This is a genomic window from Anaerobacillus sp. CMMVII (genome assembly GCF_025377685.1).
Classification (GTDB): domain Bacteria; phylum Bacillota; class Bacilli; order Bacillales; family Anaerobacillaceae; genus Anaerobacillus.
This window is the reverse complement of sequence record NZ_JACEHK010000006.1, coordinates 1-25,004: the sequence shown is the minus strand read 5'-3', so window position 1 is coordinate 25,004 and position 25,004 is coordinate 1. Positions and strand designations below refer to the sequence as shown.

General features: G+C 37.6%; 18 protein-coding genes, 1 tRNA gene and 2 pseudogenes. 7 read left to right on the top strand and 14 right to left on the bottom strand.

The genetic code is table 11. The annotated features are described in order from the left end of the window. Positions 1-61: 61 nt before the first annotated feature. Positions 62-2,785: an aconitate hydratase AcnA gene (gene acnA, locus H1D32_RS09290; RefSeq protein ID WP_314733392.1), complete on the bottom strand. Its 2,724-nt coding sequence runs from the start codon at positions 2,783-2,785 to the stop codon at positions 62-64. 230 nt (positions 2,786-3,015) lie between these two features. Between acnA and sspO the strand changes: the two genes are divergently transcribed. Continuing rightward, positions 3,016-3,165 carry a small acid-soluble spore protein O gene (gene sspO, locus H1D32_RS09285; protein WP_261178006.1) on the top strand — a complete coding sequence of 50 codons (150 nt, stop codon included), beginning with the start codon at positions 3,016-3,018 and terminating at the stop codon, positions 3,163-3,165. 43 nt (positions 3,166-3,208) lie between these two features. Here the strand turns inward: sspO and H1D32_RS09280 are convergent, their stop codons facing one another. After that, a complete protein-coding gene (locus H1D32_RS09280; protein WP_261178005.1) occupies positions 3,209-3,466 on the bottom strand; it encodes a hypothetical protein in 258 nt (85 codons plus the stop codon). A gap of 144 nt (positions 3,467-3,610) precedes the next feature. Here H1D32_RS09280 and H1D32_RS09275 point away from each other — a divergent pair, with 144 nt between their 5' ends. After that, positions 3,611-3,748 (top strand): small acid-soluble spore protein P, encoded by a 138-nt coding sequence (locus H1D32_RS09275; RefSeq protein ID WP_261178004.1) that lies wholly within the window; start codon positions 3,611-3,613, stop codon positions 3,746-3,748. A gap of 48 nt (positions 3,749-3,796) precedes the next feature. Here the strand turns inward: H1D32_RS09275 and srtB are convergent, their stop codons facing one another. The 5 genes and pseudogenes from srtB to H1D32_RS09250 all read right to left on the bottom strand — a co-directional run. Continuing rightward, entirely contained in the window at positions 3,797-4,549 is a 753-nt protein-coding gene (gene srtB / locus H1D32_RS09270; RefSeq protein WP_261178003.1) for a class B sortase, read from the bottom strand. A 41-nt stretch (positions 4,550-4,590) separates the two neighbouring features. Further along, positions 4,591-5,643 (bottom strand): fasciclin domain-containing protein, encoded by a 1,053-nt coding sequence (locus H1D32_RS09265; RefSeq protein WP_261178002.1) that lies wholly within the window; start codon positions 5,641-5,643, stop codon positions 4,591-4,593. A 136-nt stretch (positions 5,644-5,779) separates the two neighbouring features. Beyond that, positions 5,780-7,204 carry an L-seryl-tRNA(Sec) selenium transferase gene (gene selA / locus H1D32_RS09260; RefSeq protein WP_261178001.1) on the bottom strand — a complete coding sequence of 475 codons (1,425 nt, stop codon included), beginning with the start codon at positions 7,202-7,204 and terminating at the stop codon, positions 5,780-5,782. A 421-nt stretch (positions 7,205-7,625) separates the two neighbouring features. Next, the gene (locus H1D32_RS09255; protein WP_261178000.1) at positions 7,626-7,757 is read right to left on the bottom strand and encodes a hypothetical protein; all 132 of its coding nucleotides are present in this window, start codon (positions 7,755-7,757) and stop codon (positions 7,626-7,628) included. Between the two features lie 234 nt (positions 7,758-7,991). Further along, positions 7,992-8,177, bottom strand: a pseudogene (locus tag H1D32_RS09250) (Rdx family protein); the annotation flags it as partial. Between the two features lie 150 nt (positions 8,178-8,327). Here H1D32_RS09250 and selD point away from each other — a divergent pair. The 3 genes from selD to H1D32_RS09235 all read left to right on the top strand — a co-directional run bounded on the left by selD (position 8,328) and on the right by H1D32_RS09235 (position 11,503). Beyond that, complete coding sequence (gene selD, locus H1D32_RS09245; protein WP_261177999.1) at positions 8,328-9,380, top strand: selenide, water dikinase SelD; 1,053 nt, start codon at positions 8,328-8,330, stop codon at positions 9,378-9,380. 95 nt (positions 9,381-9,475) lie between these two features. Beyond that, entirely contained in the window at positions 9,476-10,342 is an 867-nt protein-coding gene (locus tag H1D32_RS09240; protein WP_261177998.1) for a selenium metabolism-associated LysR family transcriptional regulator, read from the top strand. 147 nt (positions 10,343-10,489) lie between these two features. Continuing rightward, positions 10,490-11,503 (top strand): DUF3231 family protein, encoded by a 1,014-nt coding sequence (locus H1D32_RS09235; RefSeq protein ID WP_261177997.1) that lies wholly within the window; start codon positions 10,490-10,492, stop codon positions 11,501-11,503. Between the two features lie 95 nt (positions 11,504-11,598). On the opposite strand, the gene H1D32_RS09230 is transcribed toward H1D32_RS09235, so the two are convergent. From H1D32_RS09230 to H1D32_RS09220, 3 genes and pseudogenes are all read right to left on the bottom strand, one after another. Then, positions 11,599-12,627 carry a glycosyltransferase family 4 protein gene (locus tag H1D32_RS09230; protein WP_261177996.1) on the bottom strand — a complete coding sequence of 343 codons (1,029 nt, stop codon included), beginning with the start codon at positions 12,625-12,627 and terminating at the stop codon, positions 11,599-11,601. Next, positions 12,609-14,537 (bottom strand): selenocysteine-specific translation elongation factor, encoded by a 1,929-nt coding sequence (selB, locus tag H1D32_RS09225; RefSeq protein ID WP_261177995.1) that lies wholly within the window; start codon positions 14,535-14,537, stop codon positions 12,609-12,611. The genes H1D32_RS09230 and selB overlap by 19 nt, the downstream gene beginning before the upstream one ends. Before the next feature lie 167 nt (positions 14,538-14,704). After that, positions 14,705-15,963, bottom strand: a pseudogene (locus tag H1D32_RS09220) (hemolysin family protein). Positions 15,964-16,653: 690 nt separating this feature from the next. Here H1D32_RS09220 and H1D32_RS09215 point away from each other — a divergent pair. Next, positions 16,654-16,750, top strand: a tRNA-Sec gene (locus tag H1D32_RS09215). 359 nt (positions 16,751-17,109) lie between these two features. Beyond that, the gene (locus H1D32_RS09210; RefSeq protein ID WP_261177994.1) at positions 17,110-17,943 is read left to right on the top strand and encodes a restriction endonuclease; all 834 of its coding nucleotides are present in this window, start codon (positions 17,110-17,112) and stop codon (positions 17,941-17,943) included. A 60-nt stretch (positions 17,944-18,003) separates the two neighbouring features. On the opposite strand, the gene H1D32_RS09205 is transcribed toward H1D32_RS09210, so the two are convergent. The 4 genes from H1D32_RS09205 to H1D32_RS09190 all read right to left on the bottom strand — a co-directional run bounded on the left by H1D32_RS09205 (position 18,004) and on the right by H1D32_RS09190 (position 24,672). Then, positions 18,004-19,449 carry a restriction endonuclease subunit S gene (locus tag H1D32_RS09205; protein ID WP_261177993.1) on the bottom strand — a complete coding sequence of 482 codons (1,446 nt, stop codon included), beginning with the start codon at positions 19,447-19,449 and terminating at the stop codon, positions 18,004-18,006. Then, positions 19,449-20,879: a class I SAM-dependent DNA methyltransferase gene (locus H1D32_RS09200; RefSeq protein WP_261177992.1), complete on the bottom strand. Its 1,431-nt coding sequence runs from the start codon at positions 20,877-20,879 to the stop codon at positions 19,449-19,451. Before H1D32_RS09200 ends, H1D32_RS09205 begins: the two co-directional genes overlap by 1 nt. Positions 20,880-21,010: 131 nt before the next feature. Then, complete coding sequence (gene hsdR / locus H1D32_RS09195; protein WP_261178246.1) at positions 21,011-24,214, bottom strand: type I restriction-modification system endonuclease; 3,204 nt, start codon at positions 24,212-24,214, stop codon at positions 21,011-21,013. Between the two features lie 149 nt (positions 24,215-24,363). Next, the gene (locus H1D32_RS09190; RefSeq protein WP_261177991.1) at positions 24,364-24,672 is read right to left on the bottom strand and encodes a hypothetical protein; all 309 of its coding nucleotides are present in this window, start codon (positions 24,670-24,672) and stop codon (positions 24,364-24,366) included. Positions 24,673-25,004: the final 332 nt, after the last annotated feature.

The window sequence follows — 25,004 nt, the reverse complement described above, 5'->3', positions numbered from 1 at the left end:
GAGCTAGACAAAAAAAGGTCGCTTCTAGGTGGATTGTTCCACGAGAAGCGACCTTTTTAACTTAAGCTTTTGCCTTTTCTTCAGCTAATTTTGCACGAAGTACCATTTGTAGGATACCACCATGACGGTAGTAGTCAATTTCAACTTCACTATCAAAACGAGCCAATACTTCAAATTGCTTCTCTTCCCCAGTTTCTGAGTTAGAAGCCACAACAGTAACAAGATCTCTTGGTTTGATTTCATTTGTTACTTTTACAGTAAACTCTTCTTTACCAGTTAAACCTAATGATTCAGGAGTATCGCCATCTTTGAATTGAAGTGGTAAAACGCCCATTAACACTAAGTTACTACGGTGAATTCTTTCAAAGCTTTCTGCAATAACTGTTTTAATTCCTAGAAGGTTTGTTCCTTTTGCTGCCCAGTCACGAGAACTTCCCATCCCATAATCTTTACCAGCAAGAACAACTAAACCAGTGCCTTCTTCTTTATACTTCATGCACGCATCGTAAATCGCCATTACTTCACCTGTTGGCCAGTAAGTTGTGTAACCACCTTCTGTGCCAGGAGCGATTTGGTTTTTAATACGGATATTTGCAAAAGTTCCTCTCATCATTACTTCGTGGTTACCACGACGAGAACCATAAGAGTTGAAGTCAGCAGGTGCTAATCCTTTAGACATTAAATACTTACCAGCTGGGCTATCCTTGGCAATTGAACCAGCAGGAGAAATATGGTCAGTTGTAATTGAGTCACCGAACTTCGCAATGGCTTTTAAGCCAGTAAGTTCTTTTACTTCCTCAGGCTCTGGTGATAAGTTTTCAAAGAATGGAGGATTTTGGATATACGTTGAATCCTGATCCCATGTATATAAGTTTTCTTCAGTTGTTTTTAAGTCGTTCCAACGTTGGTTCTCATCGAACACTCGCTCATATTCTTTCTTGAATAATTCCGGTTTAACAGCTTGTGCCATTGCTGCCTTCACTTCTTCAGTTGTTGGCCAAAGGTCGCTAAAGAATACATCATTTCCATCTAAGTCCTTACCAAATGAATCGTTTAATAAATCAAAGTTCACATTTCCTGCTAACGCGTAAGCAACAACTAGAGGTGGTGATGCTAAATAGTTACCTTTGACAAGAGCGTGAACACGTCCTTCAAAGTTACGGTTACCACTTAATACTGAAGTTACTGTTAAGTCATTTTCAGAAATAGCCTTCTCAATTTCTTGAGGAAGTGGACCACTGTTTCCGATACAAGTTGTACAGCCGTAACCTACTGTATTAAATCCTAATTGGTCTAAGTAAGGAGTTAACCCAGCATCGTTTAAGTAGCCAGTAACAACCTTAGAACCAGGAGCTAAGCTTGTTTTTACATACCCAGGAACTTTAAGTCCTTTTTCAACTGCTTTTTTCGCTAACAATCCAGCGCCAAGCATAACGAATGGGTTTGATGTATTTGTACAGCTTGTAATAGCCGCGATGACAACAGACCCTGTACCAAAGGTTGACGTCTCACCATTTCGATGTTGAACCGTCACTTCTTTTGCAATCTCTTCGTCAGTTAGGCCAAAACCACTGCTTCCTGCAGGTGCTTTGATTGCTTTGTTCCACTCAGTTTTCATCTCAGAAAGTGGAATTAAGTCTTGCGGACGTTTTGGACCTGAAAGGTTAGGCTCAATTTCAGAAAGGTTAATTTCAACTACATCCGTAAAGATTGGGTCCTCACTATCAGGTGTATAGAATAAGCTGTTCGCTTTGCAATATGCTTCTACAATGGCGATTTGCTCTTCTGTTCTACCTGTTAAACGTAAGTAATTAAGGGCTTCATCATCCACTGGGAAGAAACCACAAGTTGCACCATATTCAGGCGCCATATTTGAAACCGTTGCACGGTCTGCTAAAGGCATTTCTGAAAGTCCTGGCCCGAAAAATTCAACGAATTTTCCAACAACCTTCTTCTCACGTAACACTTGTGTAACTTTTAATGCTAGGTCAGTAGCTGTTGTACCATTTGGTAATGATCCGACTAACTTAACACCGATAACTTCAGGAACAGGGAAATATGAAGGTTGTTGAAGCATTCCTGCTTCTGCTTCGATTCCACCTACGCCCCAGCCTAGAATTCCAAGACCATTAATCATTGTTGTATGAGAGTCTGTACCCACTAAAGAGTCAGGGAATGCTTCCCAAGTACCGTTTTTCTCAACAGTTTGTACAACACTTGCTAAATATTCTAAGTTAACTTGGTGAACAATTCCTGTTGCTGGTGGAACTGCACGGTAGTTATCAAATGATTTTTGCGCCCAGCTTAAGAACTTATAGCGCTCTTCATTTCTGGCAAATTCTAAATCCATATTTTTGGCTAATGAATCATCAGCACCAAATTCATCAACTTGTACAGAGTGGTCAACAACTAGATCTACAGGAATAGCTGGATTGATCTTATTTGGATCTCCACCTAAATCTGCCATTGCTTTACGAAGAGAAGCCAAATCTACAACAGCTGGCACCCCTGTGAAGTCTTGAAGGATAACGCGAGAAGGCTTAAAAGGTACATCAATATCTTTTACTTCGCTTGTTCCCCATTTTGCTAGGTTTTCAACATGTTCTTCTTTAATTACTGAACCATCAAATTGTCGTAATACGGACTCAAGTAAGATTTTAATTGAATATGGTAGTTTGGTAACGTTACCAACACCAGCCTCTTCAATTGCCTGTAACTTGTAATAGTTATACTCTTTTCCGTTTACTTGAAACGATGAACGTGCATTATAAAGATTTTTTTCCATTGTCATATGTAAAACCTCCTTCTACTAATCTTATACCACATTTTCGCAATTCTCTAAATAGTTAATTCAAAAAAAGTTCAAAAAATGTTCTTTTTAAGTATAGCAAAATTTTCTCGTTTATGGGTTAAATTACACCTCACACATATTGGAATCCTGTCTTATCAAAATGTTGAACATAGAAATTCATTATTTTAGAAAAAATAAAACATGAATGACTGGAGGTGAAAAAAATGGCAAAACGTAAAGCAAATCACGTTCGACCTGGGATGAATGATGCAAGTGCTCAAGGAACTGGAGCAGGATATAATACCGAGTTTTCAAACGAACCGTTAACTGAGGCTCAGAAGCAAAATAACAAAAAAACAAAAAAACGCCAATAGTTCAAGCATAAAACTCCACAGCAACTGTGGAGTTTTATTGTTGTTAATATTGATTTAAGTTACTTTTTAATTCTTCTAGTTCAGCCTCAAACTTCTGAAGCTCATTTCTTTGATGTTCACTTGCATTACGGAGAGCCTTTTGAATCATTTGCTCTGCTTCTCTGATCTCACGCTCGGCTTGCTTTAGGTGGTGACCAAAATCCTCATCTGCTACTTCTAGGTTGCTTGCTGCGTCTTCTGCCTGTACAAAAGCCTGTTGGGCTGCTTGGAATGCTTGTTGTTTGTTTTTTATATATGGCAAAACAAACTCCCCCTTCTTTTAACTGTATTGCGTTATTAGTTTTTATAATTGTGTCTAGATCTATTCATGACAGTCATGAATAGATTTTATCAGCGTTAAAATACTAATAAGGCTCGCACTATTTCTGATAGGAGGGATTTTTTCATGACTGAGAAAAACACATACAAGGATCAACGTAAAAACTCACCAAAAGGTCATAATTCAGGCCAGCCAGAGCCATTAAGCGGTTCAAAAAAAGTAAAGAAGCATAACCATGTAGGACAAACTGACGGTGAAAGCTAAGCGGGTAAGAAAAATTAGAGATCGACTACTCATCGATCTCTAATTTTTTTAATTCACCTTTCTTGCATGAACGACAAATCTTGCGTCCAAAAATTCATAAGAACAAGTGGAAAGTGTTAAAATTTTATCCTCATCTGTGAATTCGATTTCACTTTGAAATAGGGATTTCCCTTGGATTCCTTCAAGAAAATCTAAATAATCACGTTTCGAACGAAATCTTGTAGGAATATAATAATAATTCGTATCGGTCACATAAGCAGAAAAAATTTCCCATTTCGTTTCTTCATACAACGTATAAAACGTAATCATTTGATTATCAGAAAAAAAGTCACTTTGTTTATATTTCATCAATCCTTGGAACATTGTGCCATCTCTCATGTTATGCCCGTATAAAATTGTATGCCGATCTGTTCCATCGCCGATATTTCTGAAGTCCATAAAAATCGTACCTCCATTAGAACGCTCGCCCTCGAAGTTATGATGTAAGTAAAAATCATTGTCTTCTTTTTTTACAATCGGATAATCCACTTGAGTATTAGGAATAGTGATCCACCCAACCGTATCTTCATTTTTTTCGAGCAAAGGTAGAAACTTATCCATAATTGAACGTGTTTCTTCTAAAGGTAGTACGTCATCACTCGCTGAAGTTTGGATGTCGTTCATATGCGCGATAAACTCGGTTTGAATTGACGTATATAACTGTTTATTTTTATAACTATCATAAAGAGAATTGTACACGTTGTACATCGAAAATAAGAAGATGACCGTACAAACAATAGAAATAATCCGGAACCTGTTCATAAAAACATCCTTTATAAGTTAGCCCCCTCACTTAATCTTTCTTATCCTTTCGCAACTTTCGATTTGCGCATGAAGTAAACTGAAGCTGTTGCAGCAAAGATTGCTAACAAAGCGGAAATTAGGATCGCATTATCTCCTGTTTTCGGGATTTCTGGCGCTTCTTCTTCACCTAATGGAATCAACACTTGATCAATTACATGTATTACTCCGTTAGAAGCTTCAATATCAGCTGCTATCACACCTGAATCGTTTATTTTCACTGGATTTAAAGAGATGAGGATCTTTTCACCGCTTAATGTTTCTACCTCTAAGCCGTCAACTAGGTCTGTGGACAGGACTTTTCCTGAAACAACATGATATAACAAAATATTTGCTAAGTCTTCTCGTGCTAATAATTCTTCTGCTGTCACTGCTAATTCTGCAAGAAGATTAGCAAAAGCCTCATCAGTTGGTGCAAATACTGTGAATGGACCCTCTCCCTTTAAAGCATCTACTAACCCAGCTGCTTGGACTGCTGCTACTAATGTAGTAAAGTCTGCGGAGATTGCTGTATCAACAATGTCTAGAAGCTCGTCACTTTCTGCTGATGGATCCGCCTCTGCTTCAGGAACTAATACCGTATCAATTACGTGAATCACTCCATTTGTTGTTTCAAGATCAGCTGTTATTACATTTGCTGAGTTAACCTTTACTGGATCTAAGGAAATGACGATACTTTCTCCATTTAAAGTCTCGACTTCCATGCCATCAACTAGGTCTGAGGACAACACCTTTCCTGAAATAACATGGTATAAAAGAATGTCTGCTAGGTCTTCTCTAGCTAAGAGTTCTTCAGCTGTCACTGCTAATTCTTCAAGTAAATCGGCAAATGCCTGATCTGTCGGAGCAAATACAGTGAATGGTCCTTCCCCTTTCAGTGCATCGACTAACCCGGCTTCTTGAACAGCAGTTACTAACGTAGTAAAGTCTCCTGCAGCAATGGCTGTATCCACAATATCCGCTCCCGCTGATTCATGAGTGTTAGCCAAAGCCCCCACACTCGTCACCATAACCATGATGAAAGCTAAAAACACCATTAATACTTTTTTCTTCATTTTTGTAACCTCCTAAGTTTTTTGTATAAGTATTTCAAAATGAATGTATAACAAATTTATAATTAAAAAAAGAAATATGCTCAGGTTTGTAAAAATATTTTTAATTGTTTAATAAGCATAAAAAAAACAGACCTAATTAGGCCTGTCTTTCCGTATTTTCAATCTTCACCAACGCTTCAACAATAATTGGGATTTCTTCGGTTGTAATGGTACGAAAATCAAGAAGAACCTGATCCGCCTTCGTTCTAGTTACTATGGCAGGGATGTTTAATCGTAATTTTTCTGCCATTTGCTGTACCGAATAATTATTTGAAACGAGCGTCACGGCTTTGGTCGCTATTTGCTCTATTGGCATCGTTCCACCACCAATTTGCGAGAATTCATCGATCATCGTACAGGTATAGCTTGTACATTGGCTCTCAACATTTTCAATAAATTCCACTGCTTTAGTGCCGATGTCCTCCTTAGAAGCTATAATATCTCTGACCGTCGGAATTTCCTTCAACGCCGTTTCATTTTCATAGGACTTTAAAGTACCTTCTAACGCTGCCAATGTCATCTTATCGACACGCAGGACTCGGGCTAACTGGTGCTTCTTCAGCTTTTCAATGAGTTCTTTCTTCCCAGCAATAATTCCGGCTTGTGGACCACCTAAGAGCTTATCTCCACTAAATGAAACAAGATCAACGCCCATCTTTAATACTTTAGAAACTACAGGCTCATCGCCAATTCCATAGTGGGTGAAATCATACAATGCACCACTTCCTAAATCCTCGTAAAAAATAACGCCCTCATGCTGATTGGATAACTCCACTAGCTGTTCTGTCTCAACACTTGCTGTAAATCCGACTGTTTTAAAATTGCTTGTATGCACTTTTAAGATCATTGCCGTTTCTTCATTGATCGCATTTTCGTAATCATACAAGTGCGTCTTGTTCGTTGTCCCTACTTCGACTAGCTTGGCTCCGCTTTCCTCCATAATTGAAGAAACTCGAAACGAGCCACCGATTTCAACTAACTGCCCTCTTGAGACAATCACTTCTTTTTCTTTTGCTAGTGCACGTAAAATTAAATAAACGGCAGCGGCATTGTTATTTACAACCATGGCTGCTTCTGCACCAGTAATTCGTTGAATGACATCATTAATAATATCATGCCTTGACCCACGTTTACCGGCTTCAATTTGATATTCTAAGTTTGAATAGTTTCGAGCTGTTTCGATAACCTGGTCAATGGCGACATTACTTAATTTCGCCCTGCCTAGGTTTGTATGTAAAATAGTTCCTGTCCCATTAATCACTCTACGTAAATTAAATCGTTGGTACTTTTCTAATTTTTTTAAAAGTCTCTGAAAAACGACATCCTTAAAACCTTCCTTCGTTGGTGACGCAATGTCTCCTAAGGCCTCACCAAGGATATCTTTACGGAGTTGTTCAATTTCTTGTTGGACAAGGTCCGTCATTTCATGATCATTTATGTTAAAGCTTTCACAGGACTCGTTAAAGCGCGAATCAGATTTCAACACATGAATTGCTGGTAATTCTCGTAAAAATTGTTTCATTGGACACTCCCCATTTTTCCCTTAATATTTCTATCGCTCATTATACCTTTTCTGTCAGCAAAACTCTAACAACAAACCAAACACACAGAAAATTTTTCCATAAATATTTTTTGTCCGTTTACGCAAAATAGTATTGTGAAGCAGGCAACTGTTTCTCCCATCTAAATATGATGTTGGGTAATAAAGATTTGCTTTTCTAACCTCAAGGGGTGATAACGCTTGCACAGTCTAGCCTTTTATCCATTGTTCTAACTAGAACATCGAAATGAGGTGTCTCCGAAAAAAACAGATCGATAAGACCCCAGAAGCAGTAATCACTTAGATGGAAAAAGGTGATCGGTTCGCCCGATCACCTTTTTATGTATGTATTTACATCATAAACAAAAAGGTAACCGAATAAACCGATTACCTAAAAAATTCCTTACGTACCAAATGTGTCACGTTCTTTTTCCAGTGCGACTTTTTCTTTGTACTCTAAATAAAGTCCAGTCAAATAGATAGATAATCCAATACCAAGGCTGATCCCAAGTCCTTTAGCAAATTTTTGCTTCATTTGTTTTCCTCCCCTTTTTAGCTCTCTTATACTGCTTGTCCACCTATATTATACAAGAAAAAATGGAAAAATTACACAGTATTTTGCTAATTCCTGCTTAGAAGTGGCCAATGTAGATAATCTAAAATTTCTACGTGACCCTTTTTTACATTTTATAGTGGTTTAGGCACACAAGCACTTCCTAGTCCGGCTGGCACCTCTTTACAAATAGAAAAAAGCACTCTCATCGAGTGCTTACAGATCTTCCATTTTTTCAAAAATCTCTTCTGCCTCCGGGAATGATCCGGTTTCAAGCTTAGAATATATTTTTTTGCCATTAATAATGACTTCAAAAGCGCCACCAGAGCTAGGAACAAGCTCTAGCTTTGTGATTTCATGTCGGAAGTGGGTAAGCATTTCTTCTGCGAAACTCGCAGCTTTCGGAGCAAAGTTTCACTGCATACAAAATTGTACTTCAACTACATAGCTCAAATGTAAGCCCTCCTTGATTTATTTTTATTCATTTTATGATATTATTTGTCAATAATCAAAGAATACGCTTATACTAATCATTAGGAGGTGCAGTCTTAAATGGAACATAACAAAATTAAATTAACAACATTGACAGGTAAAGGTGGTTGAGGATGCAAAATTGGTCCTGAGGACCTAGCACAAGTTTTGTGCCAATTACCTGAACGTACTTACGATCCAAATGTCCTTGTTGGGCATGAAACATCAGATGATGCTGGTGTCTATCGATTAACAGACGACTTAGCGATTATACAAACCGTCGACTTCTTCACACCTATTGTGGATGATCCATATATGTTTGGACAAATTGCCGCGGCAAATTCTTTAAGTGATGTCTATGCGATGGGAGGCATTCCCAAGACGGTTTTAAACATTGTTGGGTATCCGATTAAAAAGCTTGGCCCAGACGTTTTAGCGCAAATTCTATGCGGTGCTGCTGACAAAGTGAACGAATCAGGAGCTGTGGTTATCGGAGGGCACTCCATCGATGACCAAGAACCGAAATTCGGCTTATCTGTTACTGGAGTGATCCACCCTGACAGAGTCTTTAAAAATGTTGGTGCAAAGCCTGGTGACGCTCTCGTGTTGACGAAACCAATTGGCGTAGGAATTCAAACAACAGCCATTAAAACGGATAAACTAACAGAAGAGCAACTAACAAAAGTAATGGAAACGATGGCCGCGCTCAATGATAAGGCAGCCCAAGCATTGCAGGACTTACATCCAAACGCGGTGACTGACATCACTGGTTTCGGCTTATTAGGCCATGCTTTTGAAATGGCCAAGGGAAGTGACGTTACCTTCAAGGTGAAATTCGAGGATGTTCCTGTTCTTGAAGGAACAGAAGCCTTAGCAGAAGCAGGAGTTGTTCCTGGCGGCTCAAAAGCAAATCACCGCTGGTTAGCGAATGATGTCGAGTATGCTGCTTCGCTCAAAGAGTATGAGCAATGGATCCTTTGCGACGCGATTACATCTGGTGGTCTGCTTGTCTCTTTACCAAAAGAAGAAGCAGGACGTTATGTAGATGCTCTGCACCAAGCAGGAATTGCTAGCGCTAAGATCATCGGTGAAGTAGAAGCCAAACAAGAAAAATCTTTATACGTTAGTCGATAAAAGAGTATGAGGAGCACACAATGTTCCTCATACTCTCATAAATGTCTAGCCGAGTGCCCTAGGGCATTTATTACTTCTTTTATGAAGGTGAGCCCATGAATTTAAAAAGAATTAAAACATTTATGATGGTCCTAGACCATAAAAGTTTTTCCGTTGTTGCTAACCTTTTAAAAATAAGTCAGCCTGCTGTAAGTAAACAAATTAAAACTCTTGAGGCTGAGCTTGGGATCAATTTATTACATAGAGAAACTGTAGAGCCTACGGAAGCAGGAAAAGTGGTCTACCAAAAAGGTAAGAAATTCCTTTACGATTGGGATGTGCTTGTTGAGGAATGCCGGCGCCTACAAGGGCAACTTACTGGTGTAATTCGGATAGGCGCAAGCTCGGTACCTGGCACTTATATCGTCCCTCATCTATTACGCAAGTTTTTGAATGTACATCCGGGAGTTGATATCCAGTTATCAATTCATGAGTCAGGTGATATTCCTGTACTATTAAAGGATGGCTCACTTGATGTTGGCTTTGTAGGTAGTGAGCCGGCAGGTAGTGACATCATCAGCCATGTCGTCAAAAAAGATCATTTCATTTTAATTGGACCAAAAGATAGTGAAGAAATTAGCGATTTATCACTAATCAAAGGGTTACCATTTATTTTTCGAAGCGAGAGGTCTGGAACGTGGCAAGGCGTTGAAAAAACGCTGAATAGTTTCGGGATTTCAACGCAGGATCTACGATGTATCGCCAAAGTAAAAACCACCGAAGCCGTCATTAGCATGGTGGAAGCTGACCTTGGCTATTCAGTCGTCTCAAGCATCGCTGCAACACAAGCGATGCAGCAAAATCGAATTAAAGTCATCAAAACACTTCCCTATGAACGCAAATTCTTCCTATCATACTTACATTCAAAAAAGATTCACCCAGCGATCGTTTCATTAGTCGCTTTAAGTAATTTAGAGGACTAAGGTACCCCCCACCAATCTTGGTGGGGGGTTTTAGATTTTACATAACTTAAGTCTTAAGAACTAAACCAAATTTACGAGGACTTATCTAGAATTAAGATCACATTTTAAGGTCAACCTAAAAGCAAAGATTTTAGGGAGGTATCACTTATGCCAGAAAAACCTGCAATTACATCATCAGAACTAGGAACTTTATGGCTTACATATCAAGAAAAAACAATGATACTACGCATGTTAGAATATTTTATTGAGAAAGCCGACGACGAAAAAGCCAAGGATCTTATGACAAATTTATATAATGAAGTTGATTTATTTGTAAATAAAATCATAGAGATCTTCAAAAATGAAGGTGCAACAATCCCTGTCGGTTTTACTACTACTCAAGATGTCAATAAAGAGGTCCCAAAGTTATATGATAACGGTTTTGACATCATGTTCGTACGCCTGTTAAAAGAAATAAGTATGGGACTGCATTCTCTAAATATAACGATGTCATACCGAGAAGATGTAGTCATGCTTTTTAAAGACCTTACTGCTATGACTCAAAAATACTATAATCAATGCACACAGTATTTACTTGAAAAAGGGATGCTCGCACGACCACCGTATGTTCCAATGCCCCAATCAGTTGAGTTTGTTAAAGATACATCTTACCTAAGTGGACTTGCCATCAATCCATTTAGTGGAAAACGAACGTTAAATACGGTAGAAGTAGCTCATCTTCACCATGCCATTGATTCAAATACAACTGGGATGCAAATGATTACAGGTTTTGCCCAATGTGCAACCGAAAGCGAAGTTAAACGCTACTTTAATGAGGGGGCAGAGCTAGCTAAAGGTATTATAAAGGAATTAAGTGAAACATTACTTGAAAGCGATTTACCATCACCTGTACCATCCGGTGGTAATGCAACCAGGTCAACAATAGCTCCGTTTTCTGATAAACTCATGATGTATTGCACAAGTCTTTTTTGTAGTTTTTCTGTGGGGAGTAGCTCACTAGGTACTGCTTTTAGCTTACGAAATGATTTACCTGTAAAAATGACTGTCTTTATGAAGGATATTTTTGAATATGCCCATAAAGGTGGGAAAATAATGATTAAAAATGGTTGGATGGAAGAAGTACCTCAAATGGCAGAACGAAAGCAAATCATGAAGAAGTAGAAAAAACTTAACTCTAGTGATATCCATCGTATACAGTACAAAATGGCTTAGAGAATTTTCTAAGCCATTTTTATATTGATCTTTGTGGAAAAACTCTAACCGATAACTTCCTTGTACAATTGAATATACTTCGTCATCTCTTCATTTAACGTATGGTTTTCTTTTACATACGCCTGCCCATTTTGAGCAATCGAATTTTTCAAAGGCTCATTCATTACTAAATGTTGAACTTGCTCGTAAAAATTAGAAGGAGTTTCGAATAAATAGCCTGTTTCACCGTGACGAATGATGCTTTGATTGCCACCATTCTTTCTAGCAATGACAGGTTTTCCTAAGTACATCGCCTCAAGTAAGGCTGATGACTGTCCTTCTGAGAGCGAGGTATTAATGACCAAATCACTTTGCTCGTAAACGGCTTGCATTTCTTCAAGCGGCACTTCCTCTACATATTGGATCCACGGATAAGTTACTTGTGCCTTTTTTACCGCGTTAACAATACCCGTTTCGAGAGGAGCCCCTAAAATCGTAAAAGTTAAACCTGGAAACTGTTTCTTTAGTTCGATCAGCGCTGGCAGGACATATAAGACATCTTTAACCGCTCTTAAACCTGCAGGAAGCAAAATATTTGGACCAATACGATCACCGTTTAGGAATTGGCTTGCTGGTATGGATTCAGGAAACCAGACACTTTGCTTAATGATGTGAATTCGGCTAACTAGATCAGGATAGATACCTGCTAACTTTTGTTTCGCATCCTCACTAAACACGGTAATTGCTGCCGCTTTTTTCAATACCTCGCCAATTTTCTCTTGGTACTCATGCTTAAAGATATCGATATTTACGTCTGTGCCACCAGATGTGATGATATAAGGTTTCTTGATTTGATAATTACTTGCCTCTAGCCACTCTGCAAATCTCCGAAAATGAAGCACATGAAATAAGCAAGAATGTTCAAGCTCTTTGGCAGTTTCGTGAGAAAATATTTCTTCGCTATAGGCAACGACATTCGTCGCTATCTTCATTTCTTCAAGCCCTGTAACAATTCGTCTAGCTGTTGTGGCATTGCCACGACCTTGATGATAATAGGGAGTTAAGAATGAGAGTGTTATTGTTGATTGATCCATTTATCATACTCCGCTTTTTGCCACTGGCGTTTTGTTTCCATTCGAATGGTTAATCGTAGGCGATCTAATAGTTCCATAAAAGGCACTAAATATTTTCTTGATAACTGTAGAACTTCTTTAGCATCTTGTAGTTCAAACTCATCGGTTGTTTTTTCTCGTAACCGTTTAATTGCAGCTTTTATTTGCGTGCCTGAAATAAAATGCTTTTCATCAAGGGCAATCACTTGATTCGTCCGAACGAGGTAATGTTTTAAATCCTCTTGGAGCTGCACCGGTAATTGTGCACGGCCTACGACAAATTCCCAAGCCTCTACTTGCATTCCTTGTGTTTCGATTTCATTTACCACCTGCTCCATCCGCTTTGCCCATTTTTTCGGGAAATGTGGTTGAAATGGCGATAAGGCAATGAATTGACCACGTTTACTAATTCGCTCTTCTTTTTCACTTTTCGCAAGTGTAAACTCTAAGAGCTTCATCGGATAATTTTGTTTTAACGAGTGCAGGACTTCTGCCTTACTTTTCCCTTCTCGTAACGAGTATTCTTCATGGAACTCTTCAAGATCGGCAGTAATTAGCTCAACAATCTCTTCATAAACAGAAGTTAAGACAACGTCCCCCTGCTCCGTTTTGATGATCGCTTCTTTCTCAGTTAATTCTTCTAGTGCTAATTGAACTGTTTCTTCTGGTAAATCGACGTGCTTTTGGAGTTGAGACACCGATAAAAACTTTTCTTCTTTTAAAGAATCGATCACCCGTTCGACTGGCGTTCCTTCTTTTTTCCGTTCTAGCAATTGAATCGTTGCTTCACCAAACTTATGTTTTTCCCCGTTTGGATCAATGACAAAGCCACCACCAATGGTTTCTACTGGCGTTGGTCGTCGTAAAATAAAGCGGTCGCCTCGTCTTGTTACAATCGGTTCATCTAAACGTATTTGACAAAGGATGGTCTCTGCTTCGTCGCCTACAAGTTCGTTCCGATCAAAAAACACAATTTTCCCGTAAACTTCCGCCGTACCAAGGTGAAGTTTGATATGACCACGTTGCTTTAGGGGATGATCTAGCCCTTTTAACGTTTGTAAGGAGACATCAATCGTCGAGGTTGTTGCATACTGCTGAGTGGAAACTAAAACGTCGCCTCGTTTTACCTCGTCTTTTGAAACTCCACCAAGATTAATAGCGGTTCGCTGTCCAGCAAAGCCTCGTTCCTTCTTCTCATGATGAACTTGTAACTGCCTTGCTCGTACCTTTAATCCTTGTGGTAAAATCTCAAGAATATCTCCTTCTTGGATTGAGCCCTCATAAATCGTTCCTCTGACAACCGTTCCTTGTCCATGAACCGTGAATACTTGATCAATTGGTAGTCTAAACGCTCCTTTGGCATCACGGCTCGAGACACCACTCAGTTTTTCTTCAATGACGTCCTTTAGTTGATCGATCCCTTTACCAGATAAGCTATCAACAAACACAAACGAGGCATCTTCTAAAAACGTCCCTTCGACTTCCATCGTGATATCTTCTTGAACTAATTCCAATAGTTCTTCGTCAACCCGATCAATTTTCGTAACGACGATAATCCCGTTTTCAAGGCCCAATAAGGATAAAATATCTAAATGCTCTTTCGTTTGTGGCATGACGCCTTCATCCGCACTAACAATGAGCATCACTAAGTCAATTCCAGCAACCCCAGCAATCATTTGACGAATAAACCGTTCATGGCCAGGGACATCAATGACGGATACTTGGATGTCACTCTTAAGCTTTAGCGGTGCAAAGCCTAATTCAATCGAGATATTCCGTTCTTTTTCTTCTTTTAAGCGATCGGTATCAATATTTGTTAACGCTTTTGTTAGCGTTGTTTTTCCATGATCGATATGACCAGCCATTCCAATTGTATAAAAGCGGTCTCCCATTATCGGCACACCAACCTTTCTTTCACTTTTTCACTATGTATGTAAGTCAAGTTATTCCCTATATACTTTACTCTTAATAGTCGTTTCGTTGCAAGGAATATGATAGTTTTTTCGTAACGAAAGAACATTTTAAAAAAAGAGTGATGAATTTTCACTTCCTAAATTCATCACTCTTCTAGCTGTAGGTTTTTCTTGACGATTAACTGACGTATTCGTTTTCCATCCATCGCATGAACGATGATTGTCACATGATGATAGGATAGCTCTTCGCCGATCGTTGGGATTTTTTCGAATTTTTCAACGACCCAGCCTCCTAACGAGTGGTAGGAGCTATCAGGAACGGGAACATTCATTAATTCACAAAAATCAGTGAGAGAAAAATCAGCCGAAAACTGGATCGTATTTTCATCGACTTGTTTCATAATCACGATTTTTTCATCATGCTCATCCCAAATTTCTCCGACAATTTCCTCTAGGATGTCTTCCATCGTAATAAGCCCTTCTGTTCCACCGAATTCATCAATAACAATCGCCATATGTGTTTTGCTTTTTTGTAATTCTGGCAGTAACGAAGAAATCTTTAGTGACTCAACGACAAACATTGGTTTTCTCACTAAGTCTTTCACCAAAAACGTTTTTCCCTGAACTAAACAAGCCAAGAACTCCCGCTCTGATAAAATCCCAATAATATTATCGATATTCTCTTGATAGACTGGCACCCGTGAATATCGTTCTAGCAAAAACATTTGCAGGATTTCTTCATGCGGAGCATTCACTTCCACAGCAATCATATCAATTCTTGGTGTTAAAATTTCGCCGACAACAATGTCATCAAAATTTAGCGCACTATGAACGAGCTCACGTTCTTTTTTATCAATAATCCCTTCTTCTTCGCTGATATTGATCATCACTTTTAACTCTTCTTCCGTAACGGAAGGGCTTTGTTCACTCGTTGTAATCATTTTTGAAATGGCTTTTTTAACGAGATAAAAATAATCGTTACTGGAGCTAGGACTCTCATTAAAAACGCTAAAATACCCGATATTTTTAACGCAAAGTTCTCTGCATTTTCTTTCGCATACGATTTTGGTAAAATCTCACCAAAAATTAAAACAAGTGTTGTCATCACAACTGTGTTAATAATCATTCCAGTTCCAGCGCCAAAGAGATCTGTCGCAAGCTTCGCGGATATCGTTGCCGCCCCAATATTCACAACATTATTACCGACAAGAATCGTCGATAAGCTTTTATCAAACTGCTCTGTGATCATTAACGCATTCTTACTTCCTTTGCGGTTTTCATCAGCATAATTTTTGAGCCTGATCCGATTCGCACTTGAAAAAGCCGTTTCCGCCGAAGAAAAGAACGCAGATAAAAACAACAAAACAATTAACAATACCATTATAAAAAACGGAAAACTTTCCATACTCAAGTCACCACCCAACACTTCCAACGCTAATTTCTATAGCTTTAACTTTCCCAATAAGAAGCTATTCATTTATCAATCGCCAAACACGAAGTTAGAAAAACTTGGTTTTATGTATGAAAAGCGCAAGGTGCCCGCTTAGCCCCGACATGCAAATGTTCTGGCCGATAAAAAGTGCGTCTTTCACTTTTAATTGGACAGGTTATTTGACCAAGAGGGGCTGGCGCCTGGAGCTAGACATCAAGTACTAAAAACGCATATACTTACTTATCGAATATGAAAAAAACCACTCAAAATGAGTGGCTTAATTTAGACTTTTTAAGTGAGTATGGCGGGACTTGAACCCGCGAAATAACCGTGAAGGTTTGCTCTAACCGCTGAGCTACATACTCAGATGATAAAGGAACTACTGATAGTATAGATTTATTTTTAAAAATTATACCTTAATGAATTTCATAATTCATTTTTTTTGCTATTAAGTTGCTATTATGTTTTATATGCAGTTGCATAGAAAGCATTCGCAATCACATTTAGATTGATATAGCTTGATTAAGGTAATTATCTAAAAATGGTATACCTGCCATTAAAACTTGTCGAATTAAACTTGATTTTATACTAAAATAATTGTACTATGTATGAGTGGCAAGTCATTATGACCTTGCTTCACAATGAAACTATATCAAAAAACATGGGGCTGGTTGTGTAACTGGTGTTTGCCGAGGTCTTCAAAACCTTATGGGAGGCGCGTGCCGTCTTCGGTGGGTTCGATTCCCACACAGTCCCGCCAATACTTACATATTAAGGGTTTGGATCTTTTCCAAACTCTTTTATTTTTGGTCCTGCGAGGACGAAAAATCACAAGTGGTGCCGAAAAAGTGCCATTTTTTCTCCTATACTAAAAAACCTTCAGCGTAGAGAACTGAAGGTTTTTTATGTTTTAATTGTTTCCACACTCAACGTGTTTCGATGTCAGGTCGCAGACACTTTTGAAAAAGATGTGGTAGTGTTTACCTAATTATTTTAAATTACCACATAACTTCGTAACATAAGTAACAATCGATTTAATTAAATCGACCAAATAAAAGTTGGAATAATCCTTGTCCTTTATGTGAAAAATTTACATAAAAACAAAGGAAGGAATATCCAATGGGCAGAAGAAGGAAGTCATACAGTAAGGGTGAATTTATATTTGGTGCAATATTCTTCTTATTTATTCTTGCAGCGCAGCACCCAAATATAGTTCCATATATTATTTTAGGCATCATCTTGTTGTTATCATTTCGATATTTACTCACATTCAAAAAATACAGTAGAAGTGTTTTTCAAGTACAGGACCACTATTTCATCATTTCAATGGTAAGGCATTGGAAGTTAAAAAATAAAATCATTTTTGGAGCTGTTGTGTTCTTTTTATTGGGTTTCCTTGACACCTATTCTCCAACCCCTGCTTTAAAATTTATCTTTAGCTGGTTATACGTTCTCATCTTCTTTGGATTAATTGGATATGGGCTAAAGAAAATATATAGTTTCTTCAAAAGTCTTATTTTTAACGTTAGGTCATTCAGCGGTATTTCTATAGAGGACCTCGATAATCTAAATGGATTGGAATTTGAACATGCGTTAGCTCCAATCTTTAGAAGCCAAGGGTATCATGCTGAAGTGACAATTGGGTCTGGAGACTTTGGCGCAGACTTATTACTTAAGAAACAAAAAGATAAAGTTGTTGTTCAAGCAAAATGTTACGGTGAAGGTAAAAAAGTTGGTGTCGATGCTGTATATGAAGTAGTTGGAGCAGCAGGATACTATAATGCAAATAAAAAAATCGTCATTACAAACCGGCACTTTACCGAAAGTGCTGAAGTATTAGCGAGGCGAAATGGTGTAATTCTATTTAATCGCGATGACCTAATAAGATTTATTAATCAATTTAATACTATGAATAAAAAGCTAAATACTGATGGTTCAGGTATAGAAATATAAGAAATATTCAACATTTAAAGAGACATCACTTGTGCGCAAGGATGTCTCTTATTTTATAGATTATAACTTTTCTTCTATTACTTGTTTTAATAGCTCAATGGCAGTTTCTTCAGTTGGGTCGTTGGTTCCAAGTTCACCACGAAAGGCTTTCATAAGGATAGATTGTTTCAGGTCACTAATTTTCTCCTGAATATTTAATAAATCATAAATCTCCTCTTCTACTTCCAATAATTTTTGTAGGTGAATTACGACAATATTAATTTCAGATAAAGGTGCTATTGGAATTAACAATTCTTGTACCCTATTTTTATTATAGGCAGGTTGATTATTTCCAGCACTATTTTGTCTATTATTCATATATTGTGACAACAGCCAATAGTATACATAAACACTTGAAATTTTTGTTTCTGAAACCCAAATGGAAGCAATATTTTGATTATGATAAGCATCTAAATTTAGTAGAGCTACCTGCCCTCTTGTTTTTCCTTCACCAATCATACCAAAAAGTATAGAACCTTTTGGAGATAATTTTAATCGACACTCTTTAACAGCTAATTCTGTAACAGACTCTCTAGAATTATTTATTTTGTTAAATTGTACCTCACCTGAACTTAACCAGGGAAAAGAACCTCTCCAATATTCCTCCCTTTTTCTACTAGGAGTACTCCCAACTTGAACATGAAACAACTCTCCAAGCTTTGCCCACCTCCAACCATTGGGTAAACAATATGGCTCTGTTATCACTCCATTTCCTTTAAAACTGTTATTTGCTTTTAACTCCTGAATATATTCAAGAGAATCCCCATTTTCACCATTAAATTCTCTCCACTTTTTAGTTAGCTCACCTCGAAAAGCCTTATGTAAAATGGCAGCTCGTCTTAGTTCAAACGTTTCCTTTGCTTCTTCAATCAATTGTTTCGCTTCTTCAATTTTACTTAAAAGACGGTCAATTTTTTCAGCGATACGTTTTTGTTCTTCAAGGGGAGGAAGTGGAAAGTCCAATTGTTCAATTAGAGCAGCACTTATATTGGGCTGAGCCCCTCCATATGCTTTCCTAAGAATTTCGTTAGAATTGTTAAATACAAAATAATTTTTGTATAGGGAGTAAAGCAATTGTGTGTTTAATTCTTTAATATTTCCCACACGTTGATTTTGAAGTGCTATTTCGTTTGAGTTATAAACGCCTGTTTTCCCGGTAGTAGCACCTGACATAGCAATTAATAGGTCGCCCTTTTTTATTAAAAACCGCTCATTATATAATTCATTCGGGACTTTTACCGCTTTTTTAGAAGTCGTATTTACCCCAGTAATATCCGAAATCCGAATTACTGGAATTCCTGTTTCTTGATAATCAGTACTTTTAAATGCATATCCATTATATAATTTTGCTACATTACCAAACTTTACCCAATTCCAATTCTCCGGTATTTCATAGGGTTGCTCCCTTTGTGTAACTACCGCTTCTGACAACGTCTCCTTAATAGTATTCTTACTTTTATTACTCATTACTTGACCACCTCACTACCATCCAGTGCTTTCAGCTCTTCTACAACTTCGTTTAGTAAGCTCATAGCCTTTTGTAGTTTAGCAATTGCTTCTTCAGCGGATTCAATTGGGTCTGGTAGATTGTCGTAAGCAGATAAGGATTCATCAGCAATCAAACCTATGTCTAAACTATCTGCTTTTCTAGCTATTTCTTCTCTGGTAAACATGTTCCAACGCTCATCTTCAACCTTTGTGCGGTCTACTGCTTGATAAGCTTTAATAAATCCTTCAAAATGAGCTTTAGTTAGCGTATTACGCTTACCGAAAGTTGACATGTTAGTTCGTAAATCATACACCCAAACATCTTTAGTGTTATTTTTATCTGTTTTTTCTCTAGTGAAGAATAATACATTTGTTTTTACACCCTGTGCATAAAAAATACCTGTTGGTAATCGCAGAATTGTGTGCAAATTACATTTATCCATTAAGTCACGACGAATTTGGGCTCCAACGCCACTTTCAAATAATACGTTATCCGGTAAAACAACAGCAGCACGAGCTTGTCCATTATCTTTTAGAGCATTATAGATTAGTTGCAAAAAGTTTAACTGTTTATTTGATGTATCAAACGTTAAATCATCACGAGTAACTCGTTCTCCACCTTTTTTTGTTCCAAATGGGGGATTTGTTAAAATAACGTCAAAGCCTTTTAACCATTTTCCGTTACTTGATAAGGAGTCACCATGTTCTAGTCTTCCTTCAATATCATGAAGTAAGGCATTCATTAAAGCCAGCCTGTGAGTACCTTTAACAAGCTCCATTCCAGTAAACGCTTCTTTCTTTTGAAACTCAGCAACTTGTGGGTCTAAGTCAAAATATTTATCTGTTTTTTCTTTTAAATATTGGTCAGCAGCAATCATAAATCCCAAAGTTCCTGCTGCTGGGTCATTACAACGCTCACCTGGCTTCGGGTCAACGAGTTCTACCATTACATCAATTAACACTCGAGGAGTAAAGTATTGTCCTGCTCCTGATTTCATTTCACTCGCATTTTTCTCTAACAATCCTTCATATAAGTTCCCTAAACCTTCTTCTTTAGCATTATACCAATCAAGTGCATCAATAGATTTAATAATTTTTTCTAAATTCTTAGGTTCCGTAATACTTGTTGAAGCGTCACTATAAATTTGTCGTAGGCGCTCGTTGTCACTACTACCGAAATCTAATAATAATCTTTGATAGTATGTCTTAAGCTCTAGACCTTCTTTTTCTAATAAATTATCCCATCTATAGCCTTCTGGGATTACTTCCTTCTCAGTATCTTGTTCTTTCATCATTTTTAAGAAAAGTAAGTATGTTAATTCTGTTACATATTCTTGATAAGTAATTCCATCATCACGAAGTACATTACATAAGTTCCATAGTTTTTGAACAATTTCTTGGTTATTCATTTAGTGCCTCCATATTCAAAGTAATTAATCTTCTAACATTATATCTTAAAAATACTTGAAGACAGCGTTTCAAGTAATAGTTAAATTTTTCAAAGAAAAGAGAGCTCAGGTTTGAACTCTCTTTAAAGGTATCAACTAACGTACAAGCTATCATTTATAGTTGAAACAACTTCATCAATTAAATCTCCAAATTCTCGCTTCAATAGATTATAGCCACCATGACTTTTAAATGGTTCTTCTGAAAAAGCATCCTGTGGTGATGGTGCTAATACAGGTACTTGGAGCAACTGCTTTTCTATTCGTTCCAACCACTTTTTCTGCCGCGGTGTCCAGTCGTGTAATGAGTATACTTTTTGCATTGCCTGCTTAATTCTAGTTTCATGGTCCACAAGCGCTTCTCCAAGAGCTGCTTGTCGAATGAAACTAATAATATCAGCAGCAATTTCTTCATTTTTCGCATGCTTCCAAGCAGTTTGCAAATGAGATTGCTTAAATCCTTTTGTTTCTAGGATGGTAATTAACTCTCGTAAATCCTGCCTTGTTAAGTCTTTTGGTCGTGTGCAAACAAGGTGAAGAGCTGGTATTTCGTTCATATTTTCTTTTACGAAACGAACAAATCCATCTAAATAATCTTCAGGTTTATTATTTCCTTCTCCGTACCCTCGTTCAACTCCAATGATTTTATCTTCTTTATTTGAGATGAAACGTTTTTCTCCTCTGACTCGATACGTTTCCATGTATTCGAATAAGATATTATGTTGCTTTGCAGTTTCTGGGCTATACGTTTGGATATCTTTTGCCCAATCATCAACACTTTTTCCTTTTGAAAGTTCCTCGAATTTCTGTTTTCCTTCTTCGTCAAGACGTTGCTTTTTCCGTTGAATTTTTGCAACTAATTGGTCACGATAAAAGCTTGCTTCTTCTTCAGAGGTAGCATTTGAAAGCGACTCATACAATTGCCCAATGCTATAATTTTGTTGCTTCACAACTGGCTTCATTTCGGTGTAACTTTTCAGCTTATCATAAATGCCAACCGCATCATAAATGTTAAAATGTGTTTTGCCAATTTCAGGACATAGGCGAGTAGCACGCCCAAGCATTTGGTCATACAAGATACGGGATTGGACACGGCGTAAGAAAACAAGATTCGTAATTTTAGGAACATCAATACCTGTCGTTAATAAATCCACCGTAACAACGACATTTGGTAGTCGCTCATTCTTAAACCGTTTGATAGCAGCTAATGGATGATAAATTGAACCTGTAATCTTAACAATTGCATCGTCTTCAACCTCATCTCCACGCTCTTTAAAAGCTTCCTTTAAAAGCCTGACAACCATATCTGCGTGCTGGTCAGTTGCTGCAAAAATGAGCGTCTTCTCCTTACCTGACGGGTCGATATAATCCGTTAATTTACTTAATACCGCTCTATTATATGGCTCGGTAATGACACGTTTATTAAATTGTTCAACATCAAAACTAACCGTATCTTCCATTTTTTCAAGCTGAATTTGTCCGTTGTCAACGTCATAGACTTCTACTTCTTCATCTTTTTCAAAAGTAATGCCCACCTTAGAAAGCTCTGTTTTAAACAGATAAGGTGGTTCGTGGTCCACCAAATAACCATCTAATACTGCTTCACTGTAGGAGTATTTATAGATTGGCATCCCAAAGATTTCAGTCGTATGAAGTGCTGGTGTAGCAGTTAGTCCCAAACAGGCTGCATCAAAATAATCGATAACACGGCGATACTGGCTAACGTAATCATTTTGGTCTTGGAACAACAACTCTTCTTCGGTCATTTCACGGTCACTCGTATACCCGCGATGAGCTTCATCCACAATGATAAAATCATATTGTCCAACAGTTGGAAGCTTTTCGTTCTCACTGTAAAATAGCCTTCTTACCATTCCTTGCACTGTTGCAATATGGACTTTCGTTTCTACTTCCGGAGTCATATCATCGAGAGACTTCACGTCATATATACTATCAAAAGATAGTCCTTCAATCTTTGTATCCTTTAATGAATCTTCTGTTTGTTTACCTAATGAACTACGGTCAACTAAAAACAGAATGCGACGGCATTTTTTCGAAGTGATGAGACGATACATTAATGCAATTGCGGTTCTAGTCTTGCCAGTGCCAGTTGCTTTCGCGATGAGCATTCTTCGTTTTCCTTCTTTTAACGCTTGTTCCACAGCAAGAACTGCTTTTTGTTGATAGTGTCTAAGTCCAAACTTAGTAATATCCTCTTCTTCCAAACGTTTATCTGCTTCCTGCTCATCTTGTTCAAGTAAAAGCTTCAAATCATCAGGAGAGTGCCAGCCCTCAAGGGGGCAGGCATGCTCTTTAGGTTTACGAGAATCCCAAAACCAAATACCTGACTGTTCTTGGAGCTGTCTTAAATATGGTCGTCCATTTGTTGCAAATAAAAACGGTACTTTGTACTCTGAACTAGAGTAGATAATTTCTTCGTCATCTACTTGAATAACATTTTTTGCATAGATTTTTGTTTGGCTTTCAAGGACACCAGGTACATTTTTCTTTTCAGCTTTTGCTTCAATAAAACCTACCAGCTTTTTGCCTATGAATAATGCATAATCAACTCTTCCGCCTTGAACTTTCCATTCTGCTATAGCCAAATTTCGTTTTTTCTCAGGAAGGGTTCCGTATTTGTGATAATTCAAAATCTCAGTATCAACATCCCAACCGGCAGAACGTAATTTCTCATCAATAATGGTACGAGTTTCTGCTTCTGTTAATTGCTGACGCTGGATAAACTTCTTTGATTTCTTTCTACGTTCTTTTTTCTCATTATCATTCTCTTGTTCCGCTTGCTTACGAGCTTCAGCTAATTCTTCCTCTAGTTTTTTCTTTTCATCATACTCCTGAAGAAGTTTTTCTACATTAACAATTGATTGCTCTTGTGGCTCTATGTATTCTGGAGCTTCAAAATCCCAAGCCCCGTAAACCTCCATGAACCATACAGATAAACGATAGGCTAGGCGCAAAAGTAACTTTGCTTCTTCTGTGCTCCCGTAATCAGCTTCATGTGAAGCACGATTACCTTTACGACGAATTGTCTCAAATAATTCGACTAATTCACTTTCGAGAATTCCTTCTCGACGCAACGTATTTTCACGGTCAACTTGCCTTGTATCATATGTTTCTTTAATATTTTCTAAAGCAAGAATAAACTTCGTCAAAGTTTCACCAAACAAGCGAAGTTTCATAATAGTTGTATGTGGGTCTTGATAGACATTTCTCTCAGCAGCTTCCCCTAAGTTTGCAAGTACATCCCATTTCCCTTTAAAAAATGAAAAATTGCTACTCATCAGCATCACCGTTTTCAGATTATTAGTTACAATAATAATAACACATGTACCATATTTAGGAAATGTCGCTACCATAATTGAAGCAAACTTAGCTTTGTTTTAAGAAATAAAAAACAGAGGGATTTCCCTCTGCACCATTTCCAACAAGATTATAAGTATGATTTCCACTCGTTTTCTACCAAATAATTAATTACAACCCTTTCATATTCTTGTGGGATTTCATTCCATCCCGGTCCCCTGTTGATTGAGACATTATATCCATTACTTGTCATTTTCCTTTCAAGCTTTACTAAATCATATGTGTTATCAAATACCCTAAAGCTATCTTCTCTTAACTGAAAACCAGCAACTCTATTATTTTCGTCCAACTCATACTTTGCAATTTTCCCAATAGCAACTATGTTTCCACTATATACAAACAACGCTATTTCATCGATATAAGTTTTTATCCGCTGCAATCTTATTGGCACTTCCAACTATAGGAAAGTAGTGATTTGCCCATGGGAGAACATTCTTAAAATATAGCTTACATGCTTCTAACGGTACCAAAGTTTGTTACTTCTGATGATAACTTTACAATTCTCATACAATTCCTCCTTTGAAATTTAATCATTCATTTATACTCGCAATAAAAATAAGTAGAACAAATTTTTTTGGGAAATGCTACTACATGAAAAAAAGCTTAGAAAATGTCCTAAGCTTTCTCTAACTCTATGATACTTTCATTCCTTCAATTGGCTCTTGAAAATTATAATAAATCCTCGGGGTATCGTCTTCCTCTATTTCAATT

Excerpts from the sequence above, each read along its gene's own strand:
- acnA (WP_314733392.1), bottom strand. The coding sequence starts at position 2,785 with ATGGAAAAAAATCTTTATAATGCACGTTCATCGTTTCAAGTAAACGGA.
- sspO (WP_261178006.1), top strand. The coding sequence starts at position 3,016 with ATGGCAAAACGTAAAGCAAATCACGTTCGACCTGGGATGAATGATGCA.
- H1D32_RS09275 (WP_261178004.1), top strand. The coding sequence starts at position 3,611 with ATGACTGAGAAAAACACATACAAGGATCAACGTAAAAACTCACCAAAA.
- srtB (WP_261178003.1), bottom strand. The coding sequence starts at position 4,549 with ATGAACAGGTTCCGGATTATTTCTATTGTTTGTACGGTCATCTTCTTA.
- H1D32_RS09265 (WP_261178002.1), bottom strand. The coding sequence starts at position 5,643 with ATGAAGAAAAAAGTATTAATGGTGTTTTTAGCTTTCATCATGGTTATG.
- selA (WP_261178001.1), bottom strand. The coding sequence starts at position 7,204 with ATGAAACAATTTTTACGAGAATTACCAGCAATTCATGTGTTGAAATCT.
- H1D32_RS09255 (WP_261178000.1), bottom strand. The coding sequence starts at position 7,757 with ATGAAGCAAAAATTTGCTAAAGGACTTGGGATCAGCCTTGGTATTGGA.
- H1D32_RS09240 (WP_261177998.1), top strand. The coding sequence starts at position 9,476 with ATGAATTTAAAAAGAATTAAAACATTTATGATGGTCCTAGACCATAAA.
- H1D32_RS09235 (WP_261177997.1), top strand. The coding sequence starts at position 10,490 with ATGCCAGAAAAACCTGCAATTACATCATCAGAACTAGGAACTTTATGG.
- H1D32_RS09230 (WP_261177996.1), bottom strand. The coding sequence starts at position 12,627 with ATGGATCAATCAACAATAACACTCTCATTCTTAACTCCCTATTATCAT.
- selB (WP_261177995.1), bottom strand. The coding sequence starts at position 14,537 with ATGGGAGACCGCTTTTATACAATTGGAATGGCTGGTCATATCGATCAT.
- H1D32_RS09210 (WP_261177994.1), top strand. The coding sequence starts at position 17,110 with ATGGGCAGAAGAAGGAAGTCATACAGTAAGGGTGAATTTATATTTGGT.
- H1D32_RS09205 (WP_261177993.1), bottom strand. The coding sequence starts at position 19,449 with ATGAGTAATAAAAGTAAGAATACTATTAAGGAGACGTTGTCAGAAGCG.
- H1D32_RS09200 (WP_261177992.1), bottom strand. The coding sequence starts at position 20,879 with ATGAATAACCAAGAAATTGTTCAAAAACTATGGAACTTATGTAATGTA.
- hsdR (WP_261178246.1), bottom strand. The coding sequence starts at position 24,214 with ATGAGTAGCAATTTTTCATTTTTTAAAGGGAAATGGGATGTACTTGCA.